The sequence below is a fragment of the Sporosarcina luteola genome, from assembly GCF_023715245.1.
Classification (GTDB): Bacteria; Bacillota; Bacilli; order Bacillales_A; family Planococcaceae; genus Sporosarcina; species Sporosarcina luteola_C.
Genome location: NZ_JAMBNV010000001.1, coordinates 621,984 through 637,809, shown reverse-complemented (window position 1 = coordinate 637,809; position 15,826 = coordinate 621,984). Strand labels below are relative to the sequence as shown.

Below are 15,826 nucleotides of genomic sequence, written 5' to 3'. Positions count from 1 at the left end.
GTTGGCTTCCGGATTTTCATTATGCAATTGTAGTGAATAAACGGAATTGTGTGATGCACAGGCACCGGTTTGGGGATTCAAATCCCCACCGGTACAATGTATGTCCCCGCATCCTTGTCGTGTTTCACGACGACATTGACGCCGTAGATGTCGCGGATCAGTTCGGCTGTGATGATGTCTTCCGGTTTGCCTTTGGCGGCGATCCGGCCGTCTTTCATGACGATGATGACGTCGCTGTATTTGATGGCCTGATTGATGTCGTGGAGCACCATGACGATGGAAATGCCGTGCTGTTTATTCAAACTGCGAATGAGCTCCAGCAACTCATATTGATAGAAGATATCCAAGTACGTTGTCGGTTCGTCCAGAAACAGATACGGCGTCTTCTGTGTTAATGCCATGGCGATCCAGACGCGCTGCATTTGGCCACCAGATAGGCTGTCGATTGGCATATGCCGCCTGTCGAGCAGATTCGTGCTTGACAGCGCCCATTCAATCGCCTCATCATCTTCCTTCGTACTCGAAGCAAATAGACTTTTGTACGGAATCCGGCCATACGCTGTCAACTTCTCTACCGTCATATCAGAAGGCGCATTGTTTTGCTGATGGACGACGGCAAGTTTCCGTGCGAGTTCCTTCGGCTTAAACTCCGCTAAAGATTTCCCATCCAGCAACACATCCCCATTTTGCGGCTGATAATGATTCGACATGACTCCCAGCAACGTTGATTTCCCGCACCCATTCGGCCCGATGATCGTCGTCACTTTGCCAATCTCAATCGTGCTGTCGATCCCTCGCAGCGTATCCCTCTTCTTGTCATATGAAAATGTGACTTCCTTAATGTCCATAAATTCGATCACTCTTTCTCAGCAAGAATATAAGGAACGGCCCGCCGATCACTGCCATGATGATGGAAGCAGGGATTTCATTCGGCGCGATCAAAGTCCTTCCAAGCGTATCCGCAACTAAAATCAACAGCGCACCAGCCAAAGCGGAAAACGGGATCAACACTTTATGATCATTGCCGACAAGCGTCCTTCCGATATGTGGCACTAACAGCCCGACGAACGCGAACATGCCCGCCACTGTCGTCGCAATAGAAGCTAACAATACCGCAATGATCGAAATGACGAACCTCGCCAAATTCACATTGACGCCAAGGCTTTTCGCCGTACGGTCTTCTAGCGATAAATAATTGCACCATCTATATACAAAAAACGACAGCAGAAGCCCAATCGAACCGTAAAGCGCGATCACTTCCACTTCGCTCCATTTTTTCATCGTCAGCGTCGAAGTCGTCACTTGGCTTATCGACTGCGTCAAACCGCCTCCGCTGAACCCGATCGCCTGCCCGAGTCCAGTGAATAGCGCGTTGACCGCAATTCCAATCAAAATCATTCGGAGCGGATCCAAGCCCGACTTCCACGATAATGAATAAACCAGAAAAAACGCCAGCGCACCGCCGATAAACGCAAACAGCGGCACGAAAAAGAACAACGTCGGGAACATCGCAATCACCAAAACAGACATGAAACTCGCACCCGCCGAAACCCCGATGATTCCAGGGTCCGCCAACGGGTTGCGCATGACCGCCTGCAGCAAAACGCCCGCCACCGACAAAGCAGCTCCCGCGAATACCGCAATTAAAATCCGCGGCAGTCGCAAGTCTTTAATAATGGCGACATCGTCATTTGTTCCGGTCAACAGCCCGTGAATCAATTCGAAAGGCGTCACCGAAATGCTGCCCGTCAATGCGGATAGGATGAATACAACCCCCAAAACGAGCGCAACGACTATGAAACTGATGCTCTTCCGATTGATTCCCGACATGATTTTACCTGCCTTCATTTCTCTTCATGCAACATCTTCAGTAACTCATCCAGCGCTTCCGCCGCGGCCAAATTGCCCGTCGTGCCGAACAGCGTCTCTTCCAAATCATAGACGCGCCCGTTCTTCACCGCATCAAAATGCTTCCACACATCATTCGAACGGAATTCCTCATCGAACATCTGAATCACCTGCTCAGGCATGCCGTGCGCCGCCCGCAAAATGACGTCAGGATTCGTCTGCTGCAAGTATTCCGTATTGGATGAAATGAACTCGACATCCTCGCCCGTAATGACATTGACGCCACCGGCCCGCTTCACGAGATTCCCGATGTACGAATGATCCGTCGCCACCAAATAACTTCCTGGAATCCCCATGAGAATGAGCACGGAAGGTTTCTCTTTCCCCTCAATCGCCTTCTCGATTGCAGCCGCCTTCTCCTCGAATTGCGCTACAATCGCTTCCGCCTGCTCCACAGAATCGTATTTTTCACCAATCTTCAAGATTTCTTCGTGCATCGCGTCAATGCTTTCGAGGTTTGCATACGTCATATCGATCCCGCGGTCATCAAACATTTCTTGCAAGTCATATTTCAATGTCGTCACCGAGAAAATCTCCGTCGGCTTCAACGACAGCAGCATTTCCATATCGGGGCTCATCGGGTTGCCGACTTCTTTCGCATCCGCGTAGCGTTCCGGCAACTCCTTATAACTTGAAGGAACGCCGACCAAATCGATATCAAGTGCGTCCATGATTTCCGTCAGCGCGACAGTCGTTGCAACTACCCGATCGCCGTCCTGCTCACCGATTTGTTCATTCGCATTATCCCCGGCAATCGCTGAACAGCCGGCAAGCATGACACTAGCCAATAAACCGAAAAGGCCGATCGCTTTTTTCATTCAAGCACAACTCCCTTATTTTCGAGCTCGTTTCCTTGCAATCGCAAATACGACTGCAGCGCCAATGACTGCACCAATCACAATGATGACAATCAAAAATGTATTCGAGGACTTTTCTTTTTCATCCTTGACCTCTGCGACTGCAACCTCTTCGACAGCGTCTTCTTCTTCGTCATGTTCTTCATTTACAGCACCGGTTTCCTCAGATGCAGCATCCTCTTCCACATCATCATCTTCCTTGCTCACTGCTGTCTCGTCTTCCGATTTCGTTTCGGATTTCTCCGCTTCATCTTTTACTGTTTCATTCACAGTCAACTTCTCTTCTTTTTTCGTTACACTCTCAGTCGTTTTGGCCGTCTCGGTTTTATTCACGACAGGATGTTGAGCAGGTTTTTGTTCAGTCTTTTGAACCGGCGTGACTTCTGTCTTCTTCGGCGCTGCAGGTTTCGTTTCTTTCGCAGGAGGCGGTGTCGCTACCGGCTTTGCCACAGGAGGGGCCGGGATGGAAGATGTGTTGAAATTAAAGCGGATATCATATTTATTGTCGTAATCAAAGCCTGGGATGCCCGTCACGATAATATGGATTTTGGCATTGACGAGCTGTTTCAGATCAGTCACGGTAAACCTCACAACACGCTGATCGCCTGACTGACTCACCACTTGAACATCTGAGTAGCTTCCGCCATTTTGGACTTTGAAATATTGCCACCACGAGCTGTTTTTCAATGTGACCGTAACCGTTGCCTTATCGTTCACCAACTGCACCTTCGCCGGGCTGACCATATAATCCGCCGTCGTCGACTGCTCGTTACTTGAATCCTTCAATACTGTGAACGGCACGGAATATTCCCCGTCAGCAAACGTTGCAGCCTCCGCTTTCATCGGCATGATTGGAATGAATAGCGCCGTGACCAATGCAACCGCCATAGCAACAGTAAAAATTCTTTTCATGTTAGACTCCTTCGTTCCACACACAACGCCGGCTGTCACATAAAGCGTGACGCCGGCATCCGTGCGAAGATTATTTATTTGATAGTTTCAAGCATGTTGTAAACCATTTTTGCTGCATGTGCACGAGTTGCGTTCGCTTTCGGGGCAAACACTCTTTGGCCTTTCACAACATCGCCGTCAATGATGCCAAGACCGACTGCCAATTGGACAGCGTCTTTCGCGTAGATGCTAATGTTAGCCGCATCTGCAAACACAACAGTTGTCTCAACGTCTTTTAATAGGGTAGCGTCTTTATATTCAATTGAACGAACGATCATCGCTACCATTTCCTGACGAGTGATCGTTGCATTCGGTTTGAATTTCCCCGCATCACCTAGAATGATTCCGGCACGGTTTGCTGCTTCTACTTCGTACACGAAAACTTCCATTTCCTTAGTCAAGTCTGAAAATGTTCCTTTGTATTCCTGTTTTTCAAGATTCAATGCACGAGAAATTAGCAGCGCAAATTCCGCTCTAGTCATTTTATCGTTCGGTGCGAATGTTTCAGATGTTTTACCTTTTACAATTTGCTTAGCAGCCAGTGCTTCGATGTAAGGTTTTGCAAACGAATTGGCGATATCTTTGAATAGGACTTTCACTTCTTCTGCCAAAGGTTTAATGCTATCTTGATCGAACGCTAGACGAATCGTGTGATTTCCAGTATGGTTCATTGCTGCAACGAAAACCGTCACTTTTGCGTTCATGATTTTCGAGAGATCCGCCACTTCGAATGAAACAACGCGGTGGTTTGCTTCTTCATCTACACGTACAACTGTCGCATCAACCAATTTACCGTCTTGCTCAACTTGGAACTCAGTGATTTGCTCGTTGTTCGTCAATGTGAGTCTCACGACTTGCTTGCCGTCTTTCACGGACAAAGCTGCTGGCGTTTCGATAAAGCGCGCCATGCCAGGGGATTCCTTTTCCTCTGTCGCATGCAACACTTTGATGCCGATTGCGTATTCGCCGTCTTTAATTGCCTTTGGTGCTTCAGGAGTTATCGGCGCTGTTGGTTTCTCTTCTACCGCCGGGGCTTTGCTTCCATCAAATTGGAAACGAATTTGGTGTGTTTGATCATATTCACCTAGTCCAGGAATGCCTGTAACGATAATATGAGCTTTTGCATTCATTATTTCTGCAACATCTTTTAATTCAAACTTCACAAGACGTGTCCTTTTTTCAGCGTTTTCACTCACAACTTGAGCGTCGACAAATTTGTCGCCATCTTGAATTTTCAATGACTGCCAATACTGGCTTTCCAAGAGCGTCATGTAAACGAACGCCTTGCCATCTTCCACTTTAACTTCCGCAGGGCTTTTCACAAAATCGCCCGCCGTAGAAACTTCGTCTTTATCTTCTTGCAACACGTTGAACGGAAGCTCATAAGATACCTCTTGCGTTGCAGTCACTTCAGCAGTTGCTGGAAGTGATGGCATTGCCGTAAAGCTCAGCAACATTGCTGTGAATAAAACCAGTAAACTCTTCTTCATTCTAGTAATCTCCTCTTCTACTTATTAGACCGGTTCGACCGGAACATCCGCATAGCAGCAAAGATTCCCACTGCAATAACGAATACAGTCGCCAGCCAAAACCAAATTGTACTTCCTGTGCTGACAGAATCGATCCACTCCTGGTCCGTCTCCTCCAAGGAGTCTGCATCTACCGCAACACGCACGGTGTACGCATGATCATACGGAATCTCCAACTCGTCGATCACCACATGCATCTTCACTGGAAACGGCTCGGCTAGCTTGCCGTCCACATTCAGTTCAATGACACGCGTATCCGCCTCTTCATCCTCCGCAACGACCTTCGCATCCGCAAAACCATCATCGCTATGTACCTGTAACTCTTTAACCCATTTGCTATGATTCAACGTCAACTGCAAAACTTGCTTGCCGCCATCCACCTTCAGTAGCCCCGGCTTTTCAAAATAATCATTCGCAATCGACACCGAGTCCGAATCACCTTGCAGCAGCTCGTACTCCACTGCATATACGCCGTCAGACAACGATTCCGCACCTACAGATGCAGATGCAATCGCCCATAACAGCAAAACAGCACCAAACAAAGGCGCCACCCGTCTTCTCATGCAAATTCCTCTCCCACTAGTGAGAACTGTTATCAATTATTCCACTACTATCATAGGCCATCATCCACTAGTTTGAAAGCCCCTCCAACAATATTCACACATTGTTCACAGAGAAACGAATGAATTGTGTCCACCTCTTTGCGGTGCCTGTGCATGGTGCAATTATGACAATTCAATAGAAGCAATAAATATACAATGGAGCGTCAACCAAATCCGTTAGCTACAGACTTCCCGATACCTCAATATGCAATTGTAGTGAATAGACAAAATTGTTTCGGTGCCTGTGCGTGGTACATTTATGACAATTCAACAAAAGGTATGTAAATACAAGAGGATGCCAGGTAAACATTGATGCAACAAGCTTTCTTTTCAAGATTTATGCAATTGTAGTGAATAAGCTGAATTGTCCTTTGCACAGGCAGCGCATTTAGACGCCGTATTTGAGGGTCACTTGCTTATAATCGGCTTCATTCGTGTCAAGACTGGGCAATATTATGAGGGTGGGAGTTTTGGGTATGGAGAGGGTCGGGTCAATTAGTATTTTGCATGTAATTTTATTGTCAATGACGGTCATTGGTCTGAAAAATCATGTGACCATTCTGCCGCCGTTATTGATTCATGCGGGTCGTGACGGATGGATATCCGTGTTCATTGCCGCAGTTGCGATGGTGCCTTGGCTATTTCTTCTCGTCTACATTCATCGCAGTTCGCAGCAGGCTTCCCTCGGCGATTGGCTGCTTCCGAAGATCGGCAAAGTCCCGACCGCCATTTTTCGGTATGTCACAGCATTTTTTCTTCTGTTAATGGCCGTCTTTACGATGGCAGAGACTTTGCAGTGGATCAAATCGACGTTTTTACCCGAGTCGCCGTTAGTCCTCATGATTCTCATCTACTCAATCCTATGCATCTTCCTTGCGTCTACAAATTTGCAGACGATTGTCATGGTCAACGTGGTTGTTCTATTTTGGGTCGTTATCCTCGGCTTTTTTGTCGCTTTCACGAATATACAAGTGAAAAATTATTCGTTACTGAGACCGTTCTTTGAGCACGGATTTGAACCTGTCATTTCAACATTGGTCTACCCGGCATCCGGTTATATTGAACTTCTGTTATTCCTGTTCATCCAACAAAATGTGAAAGGCCGATTTCGCTGGTATCATTATGCAATCATGCTCTTTATACTGCACAGTTTGACGATGGGTCCGCTCATCGGTGCCATTACAGAGTTCGGTCCTGACGAAGCGGCAAAGCAAAGGTACCCCGCTTATGAGGAGTGGGGGCTCGTTTCCATAGGACGTTTCATTGAGCATCTAGACTTTTTCTCCATATACCAATGGCTTACTGGCACCTTCGTACGTGTGTCCTTCATTTTGTATGTCGTCTCGGATTTATTGCGGCTGAGAGGCGACCGCAAACGTATTTGGAAAATCATCGGACCAGCGTTCTTCTTCATGTCCTTGTCGTTATTTCTAATGGAAGATCATATTTTCCTGAAACTTAAAGGGGACTATTTCTTAATTGCTACGTTCATCTTCCTGCTCTTGCTGACGTTATTTCTAACAATCTCTGCATTAATCAAAAGAAGTGCGGCAAAAGAAATGTAAAACTTACACAGAAGATGGTGAAGTGCAATGCAATCGTCTGATCACGAGATGGACATCACATCTTTACGGGCGTTATTTCAGAAGTCTGCAGACGTTCAGTTTCAAAGTTATATGTTCAATGGTCATGCCGTCACGTTTGTCACATGCGATGCAATGATTGACCAACAACTGTTGAATGAAGTCATCGTGCCCCGTATTCGTCACTTCGTCGGCACTTTGGAGAACGAGCCACTGGAAACGGCGATTGAATCGCAGTTGCACATCCCCGATTTGAAAGCGGGAAATGATTTGGAAACAGTCATTCACCTCGTCTATTCCGGGCATGTCTTATTGTTTTTTGAGGAATCCGGATTTATTTACACGAGCAATATCACTAAAAAACCGAACCGAAACCCCGAGGAAACACGGTTAGAGGTGCCTGTGAAAGGACCTCGTGACAACTTCATCGAAGACGTGTCCGTTAATATCGCATTGATTCGCAAAAGGCTGCCGACAAACTCATTATGCGTCGAGAAATTCGAATTAGGGAAACGCTCCAAAACGACTGTAGCTCTTTTGTATTTCGATGACATTGCGAGCAAAGAGATACTGGACGGCATTAGAAGACAACTGAATGAAACAGATACCGATATCGTTTTCAACCCTACCCTTCTGATGGAAAGTGCGAATAAAAGCTCAAAGCTCTTTCCGAGGGTCGATTACACGGGACGACCAGATACCGCCATCCAGTCGCTTGTAAGAGGCCGGTTCCTCGTTTTTGTTGATGGAGCGGCGTATTGCGTCATCTTGCCTGTCAACTTGTTTCTGCTCGTAAAGACAGGGGAGGATAATGATACACCCGTCATTTACGGCTCAATCGAGCGTTTGCTGCGCGTCTTCGGATTGTCCATCGGCTTAACCCTGCCCGCATTTTGGCTTGCATTGACGACCTATCACCAAGATCAGCTGCCGGTCCATTTATTAGCGACCGTTGTCCAAGCGAATACAGGGCTTCCATTCCCTTCAGTCATTGAGATGCTGCTTATGCTGCTCATGTTTGAACTGTTTCGCGAAGCCGGCTTGCGACTGCCGACTGCTTTAGGCGGGACAATCGGCGTTGTTGGCGGATTGATCATCGGAGATGCCGCCATTCGGGCAGGGATTACAAGTCCCGCAATGATTGTCGTCATCGCCATTTCAACAATCGCGACATTCACATTGGTCAACCAATCGGTAGTGAACGCAATTAGTGTATTGCGTGTTTGTTTCATCCTCCTCACAGCAATTTTAGGTTTGTTCGGTCTTCTCATGTCCGTCTTCATTACACTTGTTTACTTATCCAGCATCCGGACGTTCGGCGTTCCTTACATGAACATTGCAGCTGACTTAAGTTTTAAGACAGTCATGCAATCGCTCTTCCGGCTTCCTCATAAATCATACAAAGAGCGGCCGAATATGTTGAATCCGACAGACCCAACACGCACGAAGGAGAGAGATCAGGATGAATAAAAAGATCGTCGCCCTCCTGCTGCTATTGCTTGCGACGCTCCCCTTATCAGGCTGCTGGGATAATAATGAACCTGAGAGGATGTTATATCTCAATGGAATCGGCATCGACTACAAGGATGGCCGATATGAACTGTACGCCCAAATCATCAATTTCGCCAACACCGCAAAATCCGAACAGCCTACAAGCGATGAAACTTCACAAGCAGAAGTCGGTCATGCCTCGGGGATGTCGCTAGATGAAGCTGTCTTCGAGTTATACCATTCCGTCGATCAAAAAGTGAATTGGGGCCATTTATCATACTTGGTCTTCTCAGAAGAAGCACTGCAACAGGTGAAGTTGAGCCCGGTCCTCGATATTTTCATACGTTACAGGGAAACGCGTTATCAAATCTGGTTATACGCCACAAAAGACCCAGTGGAGGAAGTGCTCTTAATAAGACCCGTTGTTAATAAAGCCATTATCTTGTCAAAGCTAGGGGATCCACGCAACTCCTACGAACAAGAATCATTTATTAAACCGGCAAGCATTCGTGAAGTATTGATCAATATGAATGAACCGAATCATGAAACGCTGATCCCGTTCATAACAATTGCGGAAAACTGGAAATCAATAAAAGAAACGATCAAAGCCCCCGTCATTTCCGGTGCAACCATCGTTTCCCCGGATGATTTCAAAGGGTTCATCACTGGAGAGAAAGCAAGGGGAATCCGATGGATGACGAACGACACGAAGAGGTCCAATCTAACAGTCCGAACGGAAAATGGCAATTTCATCTCCGTCGTCTTGGAAAATATCAAAGTGAAAATCAATCCTGTCATGATTAAAGGAGAAGCAAAGTTCGACATTGATATATACGCCGACGGGATAATCGACATCATCACCGAAACGATTAAACCGGCAGAAATTGAGAAGTTATTGAAAGAAATTGTGAAAGAGCAAATTGCTGCGACGTATGAGGAAGCCTTAAAAATGGATGCCGACATCTATCGGCTTTCTGAACAACTGTATCGCAAGAACGTTAAAGAATGGAAACGACTGCAAAAAGACGGCAAAATCGAATTAACCGATGACTCCATCCGAAACATCAACATCACCATCGGCAAACTCTCCTCCAACAAAAAAACATTCGAACGAACAGTAGAATAACTGGATGTGTTCGTTTAACCGGTGCCCGTTTAACCGGTGCCTGTACACGTTTAACCGGTGCCTGTGCATGGTACATTTATGAAAATTCAATCGGCTCTATTTAAATACAACGAGAAACTTGTCAAATGACTATTTGATCAGTTTCCTCTTTTAATTTTATGCAATTGTAGTGAGTAAACTGAATTGTTCCGGTGCCTGTGCAAGGTGCATTTATGACAATTCAACTAAATTCATAAACATACAAAAATAAATATCTAAACATCAGTTTTATTAGCTTTCCACTTTCCATTTATTCAATTGTAGTGAATAAACTGAATTGAATGCTGCACAGGCACCAATTCTACCCCGAGGGACATGAACTGGCAACGTGCTGAAGATAGGTGTAGAATAGAAAAAACTGCTTAAAAAGAGGAACAACTAATGCCTAAAACTCAACAAAAAACACCTGTATGGAAATTGTTTGCTCGCGGCGCCATGGTTATGCTCGGCGCCCTCATTGCCGCCTACGGATTAGAATCTGTACTCATTCCAAACAAGGTATCTGATGGAGGCGTGACTGGTCTAAGTATCGTTGGATCAGAATTATTCGGCTTTCCATTAGGACTTCTCATAGCGATTTTGAATATCCCTTTTGTCTTTTTAGGCTATAAGCAAATAGGGAAAAGCTTTGCCATCTATTCTGTACTTGGAATTGCTACACTGGCGGTCAGCACAAGCCTAATGCATCATGTGCCAATAATCATTCACGGAGATACGTTATTAATAACAGTTGTGGGCGGAATTATCCTCGGTTTCGGAATGGGATTAGCGCTGCGTAATGGCGGCGCTCTTGACGGAATTGATATGTTAGCCGTCTTGCTATCCCGGAGGATGCCGTTCGGAACAAGTGATTTGATCCTCTTTTTGAACGTCTTCGTTTTCGCAATCGTGTCGATTGTCTTTGGACTTCAAGGAGCTTTCTTATCCGCAATTGCTTACTACATCGCCACTAAAGTGATCAGCATTGTTGAAGAAGGACTTAGCGGTTCTAAAATGTATAAAATTATTACGAGCGAACCTGAAGGTATGGTCGAAACGATTCGTGATCGTTTAGGCCGCAGTTCGACTTATAGTATCGTTCAAGGCGCGTATTCCAATGAAGAATTCAGGGAAATCACATGCATTATCAACCGGCTCGAAGATAGTAAGATGAAGGAAATTATCCTTGAAATTGATCCGTCAGCGTTTGTCACTGTTTACGAAGTCGCCGAAGTACGAGGCGGAAGTTTCACAAAGCGGAATATCCATTAATAAATTGTGTGAGAATTGTGTGGGTGCCTGTGCACGGTGCATTTATGACAATTCAAAGAGATTCATATAAATGCAAAGGGAAGCTGATCAAAGATTGATTTGATCAGCTTCCGTCGTTTTATTTATACAATTGTAGTTAATAAACTGAATAGTGTGCTGCACAGGCACCGTCTCAATTGTTTATATACTTCTCAAATACATCACCGAAATCCTTAACGTGGTACTTGTCACGGGCTGATGTTAGCCAGGAGAAACCGAATTCGGTTAATTGTTTATATTGGTCGGCCATTTGAATGTCGGACGGTCTTGAATTCTCCAACACTTTTGCCGCCTTATCGAGACTTTGCGTCGCCATTTCGAATAGGATATTGTTTTCGTGAGCTTTTTCCGAAATATATACCAATGCTTTGTACAGATCATTCAATTGTGCGAGCTGCTTTTTATCAACGTCTATGCTGTACGATTGATCGCCAAGCGTGAACTTGATTTCAACATCCAAGTCAATTTTGCCCGCAGTTTCCAAGAACACATTGGTAATTTGATATTTTGAATATGGGTAGCGTTTCAAAACGCGTTTCGAAGAGACCGCTTTATCTCCGTCCACATGAATGACCGCTAAGTTCGTAAAGCAATACTCATCTGCCTTAGTCTTAATCAAGAAATAAATCTTTTCTCCATCTTCATGTCGAATATAATCATCTGCATCCGTCTTATCATAATCTTCCGGTCCTATGATTTTACCGATATCCGACAAGCCCAACGCATCTGAAGCCAACTTTTTCAGCATATGAACGACCTCTTCCTATCTAGAATTCTCACACCTAAAATTATAACATTTCTTTAGTCGAATGAAATCTTTGAGTTTAAATTGTGCGGGTGCCTGTGCATGGTGCATTTATGACAATTCAAAGAGATTTATATAAATTCAAAGGGAAGCTCATCAAAGATTGATTTGATCAACTTCCCTCTTTTTATTTATGCAATTGTAGTTAATAAACTGAATAGCGTGCTGCACAGGCACCAAAAACAGCAACGATATTCGGCATTAACAAAGCACGATCACCTTATGTGGTGTCGTTTGGGCGGGAATGCTGCGGGTTGTAGTGCTATAAATGACAATCAGCTCACGATTAGCTGGAATGCCCGCAAATGACTGTCCATTTTCCAGTAAAATCGGTGTACTTCGATTTAGGTTCAATTTCAAGCTTCCGTCGCTGCTCACTAAATTCTGGTCAAAGAATTCCACTTTCACAAACTGGTCGGATCTTTCTTTCGCCATGACAACCGCCCGATATTGCGGTGGATAAATAAAAGGGGTCGGTGCATTCGCATCATAAAAACCCGTTACGATATCGCCGACCTTCACTAAAACATGATCGACAAAATATGTGCCCGGCTCAATGACGAAATTGACGATGGAGCCTTCCCGATCAGCGACCATAAACAGTTTATAGCACCTAGACCCTTGATCATCTTGCCGTATCGAAAAATCACTAATCTCCATTACTCTGCCGGTGAAAAATCTAAAATTCATTCGTATACCTCCATTGGATAACGCTCGTCATATAGACTATGCAACGGGTGAATTGGGTGTTCAGCAGAGTAATAATAGTAATCTCCTCACGTCCAATCCAAAACCGTACGCAGTTTCCACACGCAAACCGTTTCCATAGGAGTAAACACAGCGGTTTGCTATACTACACGTGTCAACGTATAAAGAAGGGAGATTTTACTATGCAAAACATAACTGGAAAGAATGCGATCATTACGGGAGCTGGACGCGGTATTGGCCGGGCGACGGCAATCGCCTTTGCGAAGGAAGGCATCCATTTAGGACTTATCGGGAAAACCGAAGCGAATCTTGATAAGGTCGCCGAAGAGCTTCGCGAATTTGGCGTCAACGTTTCTATCGCTGCTGCGGACGTGGCGGACAATGAATCTGTAATTGCCGCTGTCGAGCATATCAAATCGGAACTCGGCCCAATCGACATCCTCATCAACAACGCCGGTATCGGCAAATTCGGCAAGTTCCTTGAGCTTACTCCGGAAGAATTCAAAAACATTATTGACGTTAACCTAATGGGCATGTACTACGTTACACGCGCAGTGCTGCCGGAAATGATTGAGCGTCAAACAGGTGATATCATCAATGTCTCTTCAACTGCCGGACAAAAAGGTGCTCCTGTTACGAGTGCATACAGCGCCTCAAAATTCGGCGTGCTGGGTCTGACGGAATCACTCATGTTGGAAGTGAGAAAGCACAACATTCGCGTCACTGCCTTAACGCCGAGCACAGTGGCAACAGACTTGGCATTCGAAGAGAATCTCACTGACGGCAATCCGGATAAAGTACTGCAGCCTGAAGACCTTGCTGAATTGATGGTCGCACAGCTGAAACTGCACCCACGCGTCCTCTTAAAATCGGCTGGCCTATGGTCGACAAATCCTTAATTTGTGTTGGTGCCTGTGCATGGCACATTTATGACAATTTAACTCAACGCATATAAATACAACAGGAAACCTATCAAACGTCGAATTGATAGGTTTCCTGTTTTTCAGTTATACAATTGTAGTGCATTATCTGAATAGTGTGCTGCACAGGCACCGAATTGAGTACCCTTAAAGCTTACCCAATTCATCCTGAAAAGCGGGGCGGTTTTTGTATGTCTGTTTTAGTTCCTCTGCAAGGTTCATTTGGGCTTCTCGTCCTGCAACTTTGCCATAGCGCTTCAGCACTTGGCAAACTTCCTTATATCCCTTCCGGTTAAATGAGTTTTGTGCGATCTCTTTTACATGAGTTTTGAACAGTCCGATTGCCTCTTCTGCATGGGAATCAACCAAGTATTCCAAGTATCGTTCCACCATTGAAGGATTTTCACGGACATAATCAAGGATGGCCTCAACATCATTTTCAGCTTCAATGAGCTTCACAAACATCCACTGATTTTTAACAGCCAATTCCTGCTTCACTTCTTCATAAAAAGCTGTCGCGTCCTCGGCCAGATCCTTCAATTCCCAATAAAATTCAAATTCTCCTTCTATCAATAATTCACGACCTATTGTCATTTGCTCATCAAATGCTTTCATTAGTTTATACGCTTTGTAGCGCCATTTCTTCCACCGCGTAACCAAACCACGATAATCCTTGTCCAAACTTTCCCCTTCAGAAGCCAACGCCAACACGTTTTCATAGTTGCCTTCCTTCAATTCATATTGCATCAACCGTTTCCGGAATGTAGGATAATTTAGGTTCTTCTGTAGAAACTGTCTCGCTTTCTCTGACGTGCCGTGAGTTTCAAAGATGTCATACATTAAGTTGTAAATTCGTTCATTTTCATACCGACCATAATCATTTGCAGACGAACCGTTCACCATTGCTTCTAGCTCATTCAGTAAAGTCGCCCGCAATTGCTCATTTCCTGCATAGTTCAGACCGATGCCGAGCAAATCGATTCGAAAGTCATTCCATCCTTCAAAAACCTCCGATTTCGATAAGTCAATGAGTTTTTCCAACATCTCGCTTTGTTCGTCCAACCCTAAAGCTCCAGCTGCAATCGCTTCCATCGTTTCAATTGTTTGATCTAGTAAATATCCAATATTACCGCTTGAGTCATCTGCGTATTGAAACGATTTTATCCCTTCAATCAACAACCCCTGCGCAATTTCAAAGGCAATCAACGGATTTTTCACCGACTCAACTTTATTCAGTACGGCGGACAGTTCGTTCGTGAAGTCGCCAACATATTTATATGTAATAAACCCTTCTCTGCCAGTATATTTCTCAATGATCGAATCGATTATCCTCTTGAAGCGAGCAATCTCCTGTTGCTCATCGACAGTTGCATGATTGAAGAGCAACTCATTATGAAAATTCGGATCGTCGTCCGCTAAATGAAGGAGTATATCAATCAGTTCCACTTTGGATAGGCTTTCAAGGACCGTCTTCAAATCCGGCAGAGTTGTCCCGGCCATCTCAGGAAAATCATTAGCTTTTAGTCTGTCAATCAACTCATAATAAACCGCCACTTCATGTTTACACACCGGCCCCAAATCATAAGAGCAATCGCAATAAGACGAAAGGATATTGCCTTCCTCATCTAGCTGGACGGCAACCTCATACATATCTGCCCCCTCAACAAGCGCACTATATCGTCCATCTCCCTGGCGTGTTAGCTTTAAAACGAATCCAGCATTATAATATTCGGAACCGCGATCGACGATAGTGGAGCTCACTACCTCTTCAAAATCATAAAGATTCATCGCCCTATCCCCTCTCTTCCTTCGGCGCACAATCTATTACTAGTACCAATACGACACCCAACCGGAAAACCCTTTATTGCATTGATGTCGGTGCCTGTGCATGGCACATTTATGACAATTCACTGCAAAGCATAAAAACACAATTCACCTCCATCCAAACCCTTATTTGCCGAAGTCCGCAAGATCTATTTATACAATTGTAGTGAATAAACTGAATCGTGTTGGTGCC

At 45.1% G+C, this 15,826-nt stretch carries 14 protein-coding genes; 5 read left to right on the top strand and 9 right to left on the bottom strand.

Annotated features, from left to right (window positions below; all coding sequences use genetic code 11):
* Nucleotides 1-77 precede the first annotated feature (77 nt).
* From M3152_RS02940 to M3152_RS02915, 6 genes are all read right to left on the bottom strand, one after another.
* Nucleotides 78-848: an ABC transporter ATP-binding protein gene (locus M3152_RS02940; RefSeq protein WP_251693705.1), complete on the bottom strand. Its 771-nt coding sequence runs from the start codon at nucleotides 846-848 to the stop codon at nucleotides 78-80.
* Nucleotides 838-1,821, bottom strand: coding sequence for a FecCD family ABC transporter permease (locus tag M3152_RS02935; protein ID WP_251695229.1), 984 nt, complete (start codon nucleotides 1,819-1,821; stop codon nucleotides 838-840). Before M3152_RS02935 ends, M3152_RS02940 begins: the two co-directional genes overlap by 11 nt.
* Nucleotides 1,822-1,844: 23 nt before the next feature.
* Complete coding sequence (gene isdE, locus M3152_RS02930) at nucleotides 1,845-2,726, bottom strand: heme ABC transporter substrate-binding protein IsdE (RefSeq protein WP_251693704.1); 882 nt, start codon at nucleotides 2,724-2,726, stop codon at nucleotides 1,845-1,847.
* A gap of 15 nt (nucleotides 2,727-2,741) precedes the next feature.
* Nucleotides 2,742-3,677: an NEAT domain-containing protein gene (locus M3152_RS02925; RefSeq protein WP_251693703.1), complete on the bottom strand. Its 936-nt coding sequence runs from the start codon at nucleotides 3,675-3,677 to the stop codon at nucleotides 2,742-2,744.
* 74 nt (nucleotides 3,678-3,751) lie between these two features.
* Complete coding sequence (locus M3152_RS02920; RefSeq protein WP_251693702.1) at nucleotides 3,752-5,206, bottom strand: NEAT domain-containing protein; 1,455 nt, start codon at nucleotides 5,204-5,206, stop codon at nucleotides 3,752-3,754.
* 17 nt (nucleotides 5,207-5,223) lie between these two features.
* A complete protein-coding gene (locus M3152_RS02915; protein ID WP_251693701.1) occupies nucleotides 5,224-5,808 on the bottom strand; it encodes an NEAT domain-containing protein in 585 nt (194 codons plus the stop codon).
* Between the two features lie 515 nt (nucleotides 5,809-6,323).
* On the opposite strand from M3152_RS02915, the gene M3152_RS02910 reads away from it, so the two are divergent.
* From M3152_RS02910 to M3152_RS02895, 4 genes are all read left to right on the top strand, one after another.
* Nucleotides 6,324-7,412, top strand: coding sequence for an endospore germination permease (locus M3152_RS02910; RefSeq protein WP_251693700.1), 1,089 nt, complete (start codon nucleotides 6,324-6,326; stop codon nucleotides 7,410-7,412).
* Nucleotides 7,413-7,439: 27 nt separating this feature from the next.
* Nucleotides 7,440-8,900 carry a spore germination protein gene (locus M3152_RS02905; protein ID WP_251693699.1) on the top strand — a complete coding sequence of 487 codons (1,461 nt, stop codon included), beginning with the start codon at nucleotides 7,440-7,442 and terminating at the stop codon, nucleotides 8,898-8,900.
* Nucleotides 8,893-10,047, top strand: coding sequence for a Ger(x)C family spore germination protein (locus M3152_RS02900; RefSeq protein ID WP_251693698.1), 1,155 nt, complete (start codon nucleotides 8,893-8,895; stop codon nucleotides 10,045-10,047). Before M3152_RS02905 ends, M3152_RS02900 begins: the two co-directional genes overlap by 8 nt.
* A gap of 420 nt (nucleotides 10,048-10,467) precedes the next feature.
* On the top strand, nucleotides 10,468-11,337 hold the full coding sequence (locus tag M3152_RS02895) for a YitT family protein (protein WP_251693697.1): 870 nt from the start codon (nucleotides 10,468-10,470) through the stop codon (nucleotides 11,335-11,337).
* A gap of 172 nt (nucleotides 11,338-11,509) precedes the next feature.
* On the opposite strand, the gene M3152_RS02890 is transcribed toward M3152_RS02895, so the two are convergent.
* Both M3152_RS02890 and M3152_RS02885 read right to left on the bottom strand, forming a co-directional pair.
* Nucleotides 11,510-12,124: a PH domain-containing protein gene (locus M3152_RS02890; RefSeq protein ID WP_251693696.1), complete on the bottom strand. Its 615-nt coding sequence runs from the start codon at nucleotides 12,122-12,124 to the stop codon at nucleotides 11,510-11,512.
* Between the two features lie 258 nt (nucleotides 12,125-12,382).
* Nucleotides 12,383-12,871 (bottom strand): hypothetical protein, encoded by a 489-nt coding sequence (locus M3152_RS02885; protein ID WP_251693695.1) that lies wholly within the window; start codon nucleotides 12,869-12,871, stop codon nucleotides 12,383-12,385.
* Between the two features lie 200 nt (nucleotides 12,872-13,071).
* Here M3152_RS02885 and M3152_RS02880 point away from each other — a divergent pair, with 200 nt between their 5' ends.
* The gene (locus M3152_RS02880) at nucleotides 13,072-13,788 is read left to right on the top strand and encodes a 3-ketoacyl-ACP reductase (protein ID WP_251693694.1); all 717 of its coding nucleotides are present in this window, start codon (nucleotides 13,072-13,074) and stop codon (nucleotides 13,786-13,788) included.
* A 168-nt stretch (nucleotides 13,789-13,956) separates the two neighbouring features.
* Here the strand turns inward: M3152_RS02880 and M3152_RS02875 are convergent, their stop codons facing one another.
* The gene (locus tag M3152_RS02875) at nucleotides 13,957-15,597 is read right to left on the bottom strand and encodes an SWIM zinc finger family protein (RefSeq protein ID WP_251693693.1); all 1,641 of its coding nucleotides are present in this window, start codon (nucleotides 15,595-15,597) and stop codon (nucleotides 13,957-13,959) included.
* Nucleotides 15,598-15,826 lie beyond the last annotated feature (229 nt).